Raw genomic sequence first — 12,921 nt, forward strand, 5'->3', positions numbered from 1 at the left:
GGTAGAAAAACATTCTATACGTATCTTAGCAGCCCGATTAAAAAATTAATCATTTTTTATGAGATTGCCATTATTTTCCAGAAAAATGGCCAATTGAGTTATTATACTGTTTACCAAAGAATCTTACGTATGTCAATTGACTCAAAAATAAAGCGTTTAGCACAAGAATATGCTTCTGAAACTATTGCTAACCGCCGATATTTACATACCAACCCCGAACTTTCTTTTCAGGAATACAATACAGCTCGTTTTGTAGCGCAAAAATTGAAAGATATTGGACTGAATCCACAGGAAGGTATTGCTGATACCGGAGTAGTAGCACTTATTGAAGGAAAAAATCCGGAAAGCAAAGTAATAGGACTGAGAGCAGATATGGATGCGCTACCTATTTTCGAAAAAAATGATGTTCCTTATAAATCTATCAATGAAGGTGTGATGCATGCCTGTGGGCACGATGTACATACGTCTTCATTATTAGGCACAGCAAAAATATTATTTCAGCTACGTGAAGAATTTGAAGGAACTATCAAATTAGTTTTTCAACCTGCCGAAGAAAAAGCGCCGGGTGGTGCCTCTATCATGATTAAAGAGGGAGTTTTAGAAAATCCTGCTCCTGCTGGCATGATTGGGCAACATGTAGCCCCTAATATTCCGGTTGGTAAAATCGGTTTCCGTGAAGGAATGTATATGGCAAGTACCGATGAACTTTACCTGACTATTAAGGGTAAAGGCGGACACGGCGCCATGCCCGACCAGTTAATAGACCCTGTATTAATAGCTTCGCACGTAATAGTATCGCTTCAACAGATTATTTCACGTAATCGCAAGCCTGCTAATCCGTCGGTATTGTCTTTTGGACGATTTATTGCCGATGGTGTAACCAATGTAATTCCAAATGAGGTAACTATTCAGGGTACTTTCCGTTGCATGGACGAAGAATGGCGTGAAGATGGCTTACGCCGCATGAAAAAGATGGCAGAAGGCATTACAGAAGCTATGGGCGGTATCTGTGATTTTGAAATAGTAAAAGGTTATCCATTCCTGAAAAATCATCCTGAACTGACACGTCGTCTGAAAAGCGAAGCGATTGAATACATGGGTGCAGCCAATGTAATAGACCTTGACCTGTGGATGGCAGGCGAAGATTTTGCTTTTTATTCGCAGGTAGTAGATTCTTGTTTTTATAGATTAGGCACACGAAACGAAGCAAAAGGAATCGTTTCCGGCGTGCATACACCTACTTTTGATGTTGACGAAACTGCACTTGAAATAGGTCCCGGGCTGATGTCATGGTTAGCAATCCGTGAATTGGCCAAACAATAATTCCTTATCGTTAGTTAAATACGATAACCGTATAACTTTTGTTTGATAAACTTTTGCTCGTAATTTAAAATTATACCCTTAAACTGCTCCTATTTACTTTATCAACTGTAAAAGTTATAGTAAAAGTTTATGAAAATTTTAATTATCCTCTTACAAATACTGGGGGCTGTTACAATACTCCCCTGGTTCTCAATGGCTGGGTTATCATTTATTGTTTTTAACCCTGCCAAAGCACTCAGAAAGCAACTGCCCTGGCTTCTGATTATGGCTATTTTTAGTTACCCTTTTATTCTGGGCAGCAGCTATTGGTGGTCTTGGACAAATTTATTTGAAGGGTATCCTAAGAGAGCTATCTTTTTTAGTTGTTTACCTCTCATCATTTTCGGTGTCGCCTATTTCCTCATTGCTAATCTGACTGATTTTATAGAAAAAATCAGAACAAAAAAATAAGGTGCCTCACAGCACCTTATTTTTTTATTTCCCTGTGTATTTTTCTACTAAAATACCTTTTAACTCTATCCAGGGTATATCCAATACAATCATGCCACGGGCATACGATGCCACCTCATACGGGTTATACAGTAAGCGCAGACCATCTTTGGTAATGCCTATATTCTGCGACAATATGAATTTATTTTCAGGAAAAAAGTAATCTTCCATTTTAAACTCCATGCCATTCTCTTTTGCCATTTTGGTTTCTTCTGCTTTAAACTTTACTTCGGCCAGTTTATTTAAGGCTACTGTATCGCTTACTATTTCCTGCAATGCTAATAGTTTTCCGGTAGTAGCATCAAAATTATAGTAAGAAGTAGTATAGTTGCCATGCGCTCCGCCTGTATAGGTAGACTCATTATAATACAATGAGATAACAACCGGTGAAATCCATAAGGTATCACCTTTACCATCATAGGTATAAACCATGTTAGGAGCATCAGGCATTTCTTTTCTTGCTGCATCTACAGTACTAAAAAAGGCCTTTGATGCTTCTGCCATATTACCTGCTGTTTTATTATTTCCCTCAGGGTCTGCTACTCCCGAAACTCCTTTAAGCGGAAGCCCTGCCATAAAAGCATTGATTTTGCTGACAACCGAGTCGCTACCTCCGGTAAGTTTAGGATATACTATGTTGATAGAGGAAATAAGGGTATCGCCTCCGGGCGTATAATAGGGCGCACTCTCTTGTACAAAACTCACACTATCTACGGCAATCGGGGCAAGTGTAGTATGAGCATCTTTACCCGACTGACAGGCTAAGATAACCCCTATCAAAACCATTAAGTAAATTATTCTTTTCATTTATCAGAAGTTTGTTTGCCAAATATAAAGGTTTCTTTAATCTTGTTACTTAATATAAAACAAAATGCTGAAATTTGAGGACTCAAAAAGCCGATAGGCCTTGCTTGTATAAACCAACCCATCGAATGAAAATCTTTCAGAGACTAAGTGATAACTCTTTACCTATCCAATGGCATCATCTTTTGTTCTATATTCTATTAGTAGCTGTTATCCCTCACACAGGTTTCTGGTTTGATTTAAACAACGACTGGCCGCGCTGGTCTTATTACGCCTTTGAGCATGGACTAAGCCAGATATATAATTCAGATACCAACTATATGCCCTTTTACCTGCATGGTCTTTACTGGTTTGGTAAATTGCAGGGAAGCAAAGAATTGATTTATGCCAATAGTTATCAGTTAAAATACTTTTTTCTGTTGTTTGATTTTGGTTGTGCTTTAGCTTTAGCCTGGGCATTGCGTAAATATTATTCAGTTAAACTGGTTGAATATCTTTTATTATTCAATTTAGGTTACTTGTATTGTACTGTTATATGGGGGCAGTTAGATAGTGTTCCTACTACTATGGTTGTTTTAGGAATTATCTGTCTTTACGAGCGAAAAATGCTTTGGGCAGCTTTTTTCTGCACACTCTCTATTTATGTAAAATTACAAGCCATCATATTTGTTCCTTTTTTTGTGATTCTGTTGGTTTACCAGTTTTCACAGAAGTTTGATACATGGCTTCTGGCAAAAATGCTGGGTATCTCTTTGCTGACCCAGTTGTGGTTATTAAGTCCTTTTATATGGGGAGGCACATTCTGGAACTTCATTAAGGTAGTGAGAGAATCGGTAGGCTTTTTTCCGAGAGTATCGTGGAATGCCTACAACCTATGGTATCTGCTGATTAAAGAAGACCCTACTTTGTTGAATGACACCCTAACATTTGCAGGATTAACTTACAAAAAATGGGGGTTTTTATTATTTTTTGGTTTATCAGCGCTGGTGTTTATCCCAATTCTAGCACGAACCTATATTTTAATTTGGTTCAAAAAAATAGCCGATGCTGATTATTACGCTTTGTTGTGGCTTACTGCCTCAACCATTGCCACATTGTTCTTTTTTGTGAATACGCAAATGCACGAAAGGTACTCCTACCCTGCCATTGCCTTATATTTTGCCTATGCACTTATCAGCAGACAATATGCACTTTTCGCCTTGATTTCGGTAGCTCATTTAGCTAATGTAGATGGAATGAATAAATATTTTGGGTTGAATCCTTTTAAACCCGAATATACTTCTCTCCTCTTCGGTCTGATTCTATTGATTTCTTTTGTTAAACTATTTATTCAAACAAAAAATATACGGTTGGAGTACCTTCAACAAAAACTCAGATAATATGAAAACAGTATCAAAATCATAAAAATATAGCCATTTTATCACATTCAAAACAATAAGTCAATAAAAATTGAATATCCAAAACAACTAATTAAAACAATTAATACAGAATAAATAATCCATTCTGTAAATTCTAATTTTATAATTAAAACTAAAATTTCAGAAAAAATTGAAAATAAGAAATACAATTTCTCTCTACATAATAGCTATCTGTATTTTTAGTTCTTGTGCCAAACAAACCAATCCTTTAACTTATACCAAAAATCAGCTCATTTTTGGAAGTGGGGGTGGATTTGCCAATCAGGTAAATGAGTACAGGCTATTAGAAAACAAGCGTCTTTTCTTTAGAAAGAACAACGATTCTACATTTATAGACTTAGGTAGGCAAAAAGTTAAAACTGTAAAAAAGCTATTTGAAACATCAGAAATGCTATTTCAGGAAGTATCAGAATTCAATGAACCCGGTAATATGTATTATTTTGTGAGGCTGCAGAAAAACGGGCAGGCTCAATCGGTCGTATGGGGCAGGCCGAATATTACTGTGCCTGAAAAAGCAAAAGAATTGCACAAGCATTTAATGAATTTAGTACCTTTGAATCAATAAACGTACCTATTATGAGACTGACCTTTATTCTACTTTTTTTTATTGGCACTTCTGCATTTGCTCAGAAAGGGTTTGAGCGGAAGCAAAAATCATCATCAGTCAATACCCACGCTCCTGCGGGAGATTTCCTGAAAATTCAAGGAGAGAAAACTGATAAAAATACACGTCAGCTAAGTCCTAAAGGACTTACAACCAAATTTATCAGCAAATACAAAGTTACCAAAGACCCGGAAACAGGTCGGATACTGATGATTGAAAACTTCTCTAAGCCAGATACCAAAGCCCGTCTGAGCGCACAGGCATTAGCCACCAATTTCCTGGCTGATGTAAAAGCCACCTTACAGATTGAAGACCCGAATCAGGAATTAGTGGTAACAGCTACCGAAACCGATGCCATTGGCATGACCCACATGCAATTGCAACAAAAATATAAGAATATACCCATTTATGGGGGTGAAATATGGCTACACTCAAAAGACAACAAGATAGAAACCCTGAACGGGCGTAATTTCCCTACCCCAAAGCTGGTATCTGTTAAACCACAACTTACCGAAGCCAAAGCCATAGAATTAGCTATGGCAGATGTAGCTAAGAAATCAATTATACAAAAAAATATCAGCAACAGTTTCATTACGCAAGGCCATGTGTCAGAACTGTTGATTTATCATAAAGACGATAAAGGCACTGATGCCCGACTTACTTACTACTTAACTATCAGACCCAATATATTGGAGCGTTGGCTATATTTTATAGATGCCAATACAGGAGAAGTTCTGAAGAAATTTAATCATACTTGTGCCTTAGATGGCCCGTTTACAGCTAATGCCAAAGACCTCAATAATGTTACCCGTACGGTTAATATACAGCAATTCGGTGGTACCTATTACATGATAGATACACAACGACCCATGTATAACAAAACCTCTTCTAAATTGCCTGATACCCCTGTAGGTGGTATTATGACTATTGATGCCAAAAACACGCCTTCTAACAATACCAAATACTCACATGTTGTATCAAGTAGTGGTACCAGCTGGAGCACAACTTCTGTTTCGGCACACCATAATGCAGGCGTTTGTTACGATTATTTCCGTACCAAATTCAACCGCAATTCATTAGACGGAAAAGGCAGTACCATCATTTCAGTAATCAATATAGCCGATGAAGACGGTAAAGGCATGGACAACGCTTACTGGAACGGGGCATTTATGGGTTATGGCAATGGTCTTAGTTCGTTTAAGCCATTGGCAGGGGCTTTAGATGTAGCAGGACACGAAATGACACATGGGGTAGTAGAAGCATCAGCCCGTTTAGAATATCAGAATCAGTCAGGTGCCTTGAATGAATCTTTTGCTGATATTTTTGGTGCGATGATTGACCGTGACGACTGGACAGTGGGTGAAGATGTAGTTAAGGCAGGAGCATTCCCTTCCGGTGCCTTGCGTAGCTTGCAGAATCCTAATCAGGGAGGGAAGAAAGACCCGGGGTATCAGCCCAAAAATATGTCTCAATACCTGTATTTAGAAAATACCGAAGAGCAGGATAATGGTGGCGTACATATCAATAGTGGTATCCCTAACCATGCTTTTTATCTGTTTGCCTCTAATGCCAATGTTGGTAAAGACAAAGCAGAACTGGTGTATTACAGGGCATTGACTTTGTATCTGACCCGTACTTCTAAATTTGTTGATGCACGTTTAGCTGTAGTAAAAGCAGCCGCTGATTTATATGGTGCCTCTTCACCCGTTGTAAGTGCGGCTAAAGCTGCTTTTGACAATGTAGGTATTGCAGACCCATCAGGCAACACAGGCAACCCTACTACGCCTAATCCACCACCACAGACTATACCTGTAAATAATGGTACTGATTTTATTCTGGTATTTGACCCGACCAACGATAATTTATATGTGGCAAAGATTGGTGATTTACAATTTAAAGCTATCTCTGCAAGTGGTTGTTTAAGTAAACCAAGTGTTACAGACGATGGTCAGTATGCGTATTTTGTCGGAAAAGACAAGAATATCCGCCGCATTGCACTTACCGGAACTTTTAAAGAAGATAAACTCACCAGTGATGCTGTCTGGGATAATGTGGCCATTTCAAAAGACGGTAAAAGGGTAGCAGGGCTCACCAATGAAGAAGAACCTTACATGTATGTATTCGACTTAGAAAACAATGGCAAAAGTGCCCAATTCAAACTTTATAACCCTACTTACTCGTCGGGTGTAAGTACAGGAGAAGTAATCTTTGCAGATTCTTTCGAATGGGATTACTCAGGTGAAATTATTATTTATGATGCTTTTAACCGTTTAAGTAGTGTATCGGGAGAGATTGAATACTGGGATGTTGGGTTGATTAGGGTTTGGGATACTGCCAAGAAAACTTTTGGTGACGGGAAAATAGAAAAACTTTTTACTGACCTGGAAGAAGGCGAAAGTATCGGAAACCCTGCTCTATCAAAAAATACCCAGAATGTAATTGCCTTTGACTACTATAGTTCTGATGAGCCTGATACCTATTATCAGATAGGAGTGGATATTGAAACCAATGACCTTGACCTTATCTATACCAATAATGAGATTGGGTATCCGGGCTATTCCCGATTAGATGATAAACTGCTCTTTAATGCGCTTAATGACGAGGATCAGCAAATAGTGATGGCTATTAACCTACAGAAAAACAAAATTTCTCCGTCAGGCGATGCACAGGAGTGGCTATTAGATGCCAAATGGGCAGTATGGTATGCACAGGGAACCAGAGCCCTGCCTACCAAAACAGACCAGACTATTACCTTTGGTACTATAACCGACAAAGCACCAAGTGCTTCTTTTACAGTGACTGCTACTGCAAGCTCAAAATTACCGGTACAATATGCTGTCGAATCAGGTGATGCAACGGTGAATGGAAATAGAATTACTTTGGGAACTAAAGCCGGCAAGGTAAAAATCCAGGCATTTCAGGTAGGAAACAGTCAGTTCAATTCAGTCAGCGCATCTCAAACTTTCTGTATTTTACCTGTTACACCAAAAATAACAGCCAGTGGCAGTAACCTGGTGGCGTCAGGCGGCACAAAATACCAATGGTACCTTAATGGAAATGCCATAAATGGTGCTACACAAGCAACTATTACCCCTACCAATGCAGGTCAATATACAGTTAAATCTTTCACAGAAGACGGCTGTGCAAGTGCTTTTTCAACTGCTTATGCTCATACAGTAAAATCTAATCAGACAATTACTTTCGGAACAATTTCCGATAAAAATTTAGGGGCTATCTTTACTGTTTCGGCTACAGCAAGTTCAGGTTTATTATTACAGTATTCTATTGACTCCGGAGACGCAAAAGTCAGTGGCAATAGTGTTACTTGTGGAACTAAAGCAGGAAAAGTTACAATCAAAGCTCTACAGGCCGGAAACAATCAGTACAATTCAGCCAGTGCTACTCAAACTTTTTGTATAGTGCCTGCTGCACCAAAAATAACAGCAAGTAGTGGCAATTTAGTTGCGTCGGGTGGTACAAAATACCAATGGTACCTTGATGGAGCAATTGTAAATGGTGCTACACAAGCCACTATTACCCCTACTAACGCAGGTGGTATATATACGGTAAGGTCTCTTACTGACGATGGTTGCAGTAGTGCTCTATCAACTGCCTTTGAAGTAAAAGCAGCTATCCTGGGCACTGAATTGGATGCAAACATCAAGGTAACGATTTACCCGAACCCTACCAGCGATGAACTGAAAATTGAGCTTCCGGCAGGGGTTATTTTCAGAGAAGCCACATTCTATACACCAGGTGGAATTAAAGCTATGCACACAAACCAATTATCGGCCAATAATTTGTTTAATATAGGCCAGTTGGCTAAAGGTATGTATATCCTGAAAATAGAAACATCGCAAGGTAGCTTGTCGAGAAAAATTGTAAGAGAATAATCAGCAAAATTTAGCATAACTTTGTATCCGCAGGTTTTGTTACCTGCCGAATTATGTACAACCCTAAATAGTATAACAAAACTTATGAGTCCGATTCGTGTATTAGTAGTTGGTTGTGGAAACATGGGCGCTTCTCATGCCATGGCGTACCATACCAATGATGGATTTGAAATTTGCGGTATTGTATCAACCGGAAAAAGCAAAGAGGTATTAAACGAACGTTTAGGCGGTGGCTATACTTTATTTTCAGATTATGAAGAAGCCCTTGCAGCTACCAAACCCGATGCCGTTTGCATATCTACTTATCCGGATACGCATGAAGCATTTGCCATTAAAGCTCTTGAAAATGATGCGCACGTGTTTATCGAAAAACCCTTGGCAGATACAGTAGAAGGCGCTGAAAGAGTGGCTGAGGTAGCGAAGAAAACAGGTAAAAAAGTAGTAGTAGGCTATATTTTACGCCATCATCCTTCGTGGGAGAAATTTGTAGAACTCTCGCACCAGTTAGGCAAGCCTTTGGTTATGCGCATGAACCTGAATCAGCAGAGTCATGGGAATATGTGGGACGTACATCGTAATTTAATGAAAAGCCTGAGCCCGATTGTAGATTGTGGTGTGCATTATATTGATGTCATGTGTCAGATGACCCGTTCAAAACCTTTGCAGGTTACAGCTATTGGCGCAAGGCTAACCAACGATATTGCCACAACCAATTATAATTATGGCCAGTTACAAATCAGATTTGAAGATGGTTCAGTAGGTTGGTATGAGGCTGGTTGGGGACCCATGATGAGCGAAACGGCCTTTTTTGTGAAAGATGTAATAGGGCCGAAAGGTTGTGTTTCAATTGTAGCCAAAGAAGCAGGCGGTAGCGGAAAATCAGACAATGTTGATTCGCATACTAAAACAGAATCTTTACGTTTTCATCATGCAGATATTGATGCCAACAACCAGTTTACCAAAGAAGATACCTGGATTAACCTGACAGATGAGCCTGACCACCAAGAACTTTGCAACAGAGAACAAGCCTATTTCCTGAAAGCCATAGAGGAAGACATAGACCTGACAGACCATGTGCAAGATGCAGTAAACAGTTTAAAAATTGCTTTTGCCTGCGATGAATCGGTAAGAACCGGACAGGTAGTGCATTTGTAGATAATATATTCAGGGGAGTTGTTTAATAAACAATTCTCCTGAATATATTAGCGTTTTCTTCTAAGCTAAGGGGTTTTAATGACAGCTAATTTTTTAAGAAACTCTGCCTTACGATTTTGTGGTAGTGGTATTTTACCATTATAACCGCTTACATATATATTCTCTGCATCATACCTTATCAGATAGTCTAAGTTGACTATATAAGAACGAGAAATCTGATAAAAATTAGAGGTCAAAAAATATTGCGCTAAATATCCTATATTCATTGAAAAAAGGAATGGGGCAATTTGATTTTTAACATATACATTTACATAGGCTCCCTCTGCTTTAATAAATAATACATCGCTTTTTACTATTTTCTGATGCCCTCTTTCTAAAGGAAGAAAAACATTCTCTGATTTTACCGGATTATTTTCTACCTTCTTATTGGCAATATAATGATTATAAGCGAGTTCAATCTGAAAAACCACCTCCTGGTGCCTGATAGGCTTAAGTAGATAGGCCGCAGGATTGGTTGTTTTTGCTCGTTCAAACATCTGTGTCTCAGAGTGAGAAGTCAAAAAAACAAAAGGAATCATATAGACACTTGTCAATATTTTTGCAATCTCAATGCCATCTAAAGAAGAATTTCGAAGTTGTATGTCTATTAGTACTAAATCCGGAAGCTCTTTATTAAGTGCAATTAATGTTTCAGAATAGTTTTTGGCAATAGCCGTAACTATATGTCCATTTTGTCTGAGTATTTCTTTTAAATCAGTTGCTGTAATAATTTCATCCTCAATAATCAGAATTTTCAATAAAGTCATAGCAAATTATCATTTAAATCTCATAATAAATTCAAATCCATTGTTAAACCTTGTTTCATAGCTCCCATACAGTTGTTGAACCATCATATCAATTAGTTTCATTCCGAAAGAATTTTTATTTTCGCTATTTACAAATTCCTTGTTGCCGTTATCATTTACTGCTAAAATAACTTCTTTATCTGTTTCAGTCAATGTTATCGCTAAAATTGGATTCGGATGGGCATTAAAAGCATATTTACAGGCATTGGAAATCAATTCGTTTAGCATCAAGCCCACATATATAGCTTTATCTACCTGCATTTCATAGACTGTTATGGTATAATCTTGTTTAATATTGGTCAGCCCATAAGAACTAAAAATAATTGCGGAGAGTTGCTCAATAAACACCTCCATATTAATACTATCCGGCTGATCATTATCATACAATTGCCGATGTAGCACAGCCATAGATTCAATTCTGAGCTGACTTTCATCTACAGCCTGTCTGGCTCTTTTATCTTCTATCTGATTTGATTGCAGACGCAATAAACTGGATATAACCTGAAGGTTATTTTTTACCCGATGATTTTGCTCCTGAATGAGAATAGCGTTTTTTTTACTTATTTGCTTATTTTTTTGATATAACTTATATAAAAAGAAGCAGAGACTAAGAGCGAAAATAAGCAATAAGCTTATCACTATAATTGATTTTCTTTGCAGGCTTAGGTTCCGGTCTTTTAATAACAACTCTGTTTTTTGCCTATCTAATAATTCCTGTTTTTTTTGTGTCTCATATTGAATATTTAATCGACTTACAGCTCCTTCTCTATCTGCAGTTAAAAGTTTATTTAAGAAAAATTCTCTTTTTTTAAAATGTTCGAGGGCACATTTAAAATCATTTACTGCTTGACAATAATTCGCATAAACTCCTTCAAAATGTAGCCTCATTCCATTATCATTCGATATTTTTTTTTCAACAAAAATCTCTAATTCCTTTAACATTTTATATGCTTCTTTTAATTGATTAAATTTTATGTAAGTCTCCGTTAAATTCATCATCACATTTACTTTTGGAACAGTCATATCATGAGAGTTATAAATCTTTAAAGACTCTTTAAAATAGCTTATAGAATTATAGTCGTCCAAGGATGCAAAACAATTTCCTATTGAATGCCTTATTTGTGCTAACCCCGTAGTATCATTTAATCTTATTGCCAGCTTTTCGGCTTTTTTCAAGTAATAAATTGCTTTATCAAAATTAGCGTCAACAAAGGATGTCTCATTCTTAACTCCCCACGGTCTTCTTCGAGCTTCAGCTAACATCATATAACCAGCCAATAACCCTTTTTCTGAGTGTATTCCTTCAAAAATCTCCATAGCTCTATTTATGTGTTTCAAACAATCATTGTAATTTCCCATGCGTGTGTCATTCTCTGAAAGACGTAAGTATAATCTTCCATATTCATAAGAGTCTCCTTTCTTTTCTATAATATTTAAAGATTTGTAAAAGTATTCATTGGATTTTTTAAAATTAAACCGGAAATATTCTGCTTTTCCTAATAAATAGTATGCCTCTGCTATTAATAAGGAGTCTTTAATTTTAATCCCTTGCTTCAATAAAGAATCTGCATAAGCAAGTTTATCAGTTTGTCTAGTTCGTTGTGAATATCCATCAAAATTGAGTAATACAAAAAATACAACTATAATTCGTTGAGGCAATCTATTTATAAAAAATAGCATTTTTGATTAGTAAGATATGGTCAAAAAATGTATAAAAATCAGGTGAAAATACTAAAAATCAATCAACAAAACAGAAGAGTTTTTTCTATTAAGTTAATTGACAGTTTTATAAAGAATATTCTACATTTCATTAAGTGAGACTTTGAAAGCGAGATAGTATAAATCAAATTACATTAATTATTTTCTTTCGAATCATATAATCTTAGTTTAAAATAGTCTGATATAAAATCAACAAAAACAGAAAGCAAATTCCTTTGTGTCCTATAAACAATTCATTATTAGACAATTATATTTTCATAAAGATGAGAAAAATTTTATTTTTTACTTTAATAACTTTTACTACTCTGGCACAATTTAATTCTATTAATCCTATAGTAGTTGCCACGGGTGGTTATGCTCAACTGGGTCAAACTATAGCTGATGATAAGAATTCCATTGTTGTTTACAGCAATAGTGGGAATATTTTTATCCAAAAAATTGATAGTGCAGGCAATAAATTATGGGGTTCAAATGGTATAAGGGTTTCTAATAGAGAAGTACCAGAGGGAACTGCAAGAGTTGCTTTGTGCAAAACATCTACGGGAAATAAACGTTATGTCGTAGTCTGGCGTACAAATTCCACAAGTCCAGCAAAGTGCTATGCTCAATCTTATGACTAATTAGGTAATTCACAATGGTCAAATAATGGAGTAGAGGTAGTATCTAACCTT

10 protein-coding genes are annotated in these 12,921 nt (G+C 37.0%); 7 read left to right on the plus strand and 3 right to left on the minus strand.

Annotated features, from left to right (window positions below):
- Positions 1-129: 129 nt before the first annotated feature.
- Complete coding sequence (locus EWM59_RS11575) at positions 130-1,323, plus strand: M20 metallopeptidase family protein (RefSeq protein WP_130021169.1); 1,194 nt, start codon at positions 130-132, stop codon at positions 1,321-1,323.
- 129 nt (positions 1,324-1,452) lie between these two features.
- Positions 1,453-1,773: a hypothetical protein gene (locus EWM59_RS11580; protein WP_130021134.1), complete on the plus strand. Its 321-nt coding sequence runs from the start codon at positions 1,453-1,455 to the stop codon at positions 1,771-1,773.
- 24 nt (positions 1,774-1,797) lie between these two features.
- On the opposite strand, the gene EWM59_RS11585 is transcribed toward EWM59_RS11580, so the two are convergent.
- On the minus strand, positions 1,798-2,619 hold the full coding sequence (locus EWM59_RS11585; RefSeq protein ID WP_130021135.1) for a PdaC/RsiV family protein: 822 nt from the start codon (positions 2,617-2,619) through the stop codon (positions 1,798-1,800).
- A gap of 125 nt (positions 2,620-2,744) precedes the next feature.
- Here EWM59_RS11585 and EWM59_RS11590 point away from each other — a divergent pair, with 125 nt between their 5' ends.
- From EWM59_RS11590 to EWM59_RS11605, 4 genes are all read left to right on the plus strand, one after another.
- Positions 2,745-3,995, plus strand: coding sequence for a putative hexosyltransferase (locus tag EWM59_RS11590; protein WP_130021136.1), 1,251 nt, complete (start codon positions 2,745-2,747; stop codon positions 3,993-3,995).
- 169 nt (positions 3,996-4,164) lie between these two features.
- Positions 4,165-4,599, plus strand: coding sequence for a hypothetical protein (locus EWM59_RS11595; RefSeq protein WP_130021137.1), 435 nt, complete (start codon positions 4,165-4,167; stop codon positions 4,597-4,599).
- 11 nt (positions 4,600-4,610) lie between these two features.
- Positions 4,611-8,531 (plus strand): M4 family metallopeptidase, encoded by a 3,921-nt coding sequence (locus EWM59_RS11600; protein ID WP_130021138.1) that lies wholly within the window; start codon positions 4,611-4,613, stop codon positions 8,529-8,531.
- Positions 8,532-8,615: 84 nt separating this feature from the next.
- On the plus strand, positions 8,616-9,686 hold the full coding sequence (locus EWM59_RS11605; protein WP_130021139.1) for a Gfo/Idh/MocA family protein: 1,071 nt from the start codon (positions 8,616-8,618) through the stop codon (positions 9,684-9,686).
- Between the two features lie 65 nt (positions 9,687-9,751).
- Here EWM59_RS11605 and EWM59_RS11610 read toward each other — a convergent pair whose 3' ends face one another.
- On the minus strand, positions 9,752-10,492 hold the full coding sequence (locus tag EWM59_RS11610) for a LytR/AlgR family response regulator transcription factor (protein ID WP_130021140.1): 741 nt from the start codon (positions 10,490-10,492) through the stop codon (positions 9,752-9,754).
- A gap of 9 nt (positions 10,493-10,501) precedes the next feature.
- Positions 10,502-12,211, minus strand: a complete 1,710-nt coding sequence (locus EWM59_RS11615) for a histidine kinase dimerization/phosphoacceptor domain -containing protein (RefSeq protein ID WP_130021141.1) — start codon at positions 12,209-12,211, stop codon at positions 10,502-10,504.
- A 302-nt stretch (positions 12,212-12,513) separates the two neighbouring features.
- On the opposite strand from EWM59_RS11615, the gene EWM59_RS11620 reads away from it, so the two are divergent.
- The gene (locus EWM59_RS11620; protein WP_130021142.1) at positions 12,514-12,870 is read left to right on the plus strand and encodes a hypothetical protein; all 357 of its coding nucleotides are present in this window, start codon (positions 12,514-12,516) and stop codon (positions 12,868-12,870) included.
- Positions 12,871-12,921 lie beyond the last annotated feature (51 nt).

The organism is Emticicia agri (assembly GCF_004168285.1).
GTDB classification, from domain to species: domain Bacteria; phylum Bacteroidota; class Bacteroidia; order Cytophagales; family Spirosomataceae; genus Emticicia; species Emticicia agri.

Excerpts from the sequence above, each read along its gene's own strand:
- EWM59_RS11580 (WP_130021134.1), top strand. The coding sequence starts at position 1,453 with ATGAAAATTTTAATTATCCTCTTACAAATACTGGGGGCTGTTACAATA.
- EWM59_RS11615 (WP_130021141.1), bottom strand. The coding sequence starts at position 12,211 with ATGCTATTTTTTATAAATAGATTGCCTCAACGAATTATAGTTGTATTT.
- EWM59_RS11600 (WP_130021138.1), top strand. The coding sequence starts at position 4,611 with ATGAGACTGACCTTTATTCTACTTTTTTTTATTGGCACTTCTGCATTT.
- EWM59_RS11585 (WP_130021135.1), bottom strand. The coding sequence starts at position 2,619 with ATGAAAAGAATAATTTACTTAATGGTTTTGATAGGGGTTATCTTAGCC.
- EWM59_RS11620 (WP_130021142.1), top strand. The coding sequence starts at position 12,514 with ATGAGAAAAATTTTATTTTTTACTTTAATAACTTTTACTACTCTGGCA.
- EWM59_RS11590 (WP_130021136.1), top strand. The coding sequence starts at position 2,745 with ATGAAAATCTTTCAGAGACTAAGTGATAACTCTTTACCTATCCAATGG.
- EWM59_RS11610 (WP_130021140.1), bottom strand. The coding sequence starts at position 10,492 with ATGACTTTATTGAAAATTCTGATTATTGAGGATGAAATTATTACAGCA.
- EWM59_RS11575 (WP_130021169.1), top strand. The coding sequence starts at position 130 with ATGTCAATTGACTCAAAAATAAAGCGTTTAGCACAAGAATATGCTTCT.
- EWM59_RS11605 (WP_130021139.1), top strand. The coding sequence starts at position 8,616 with ATGAGTCCGATTCGTGTATTAGTAGTTGGTTGTGGAAACATGGGCGCT.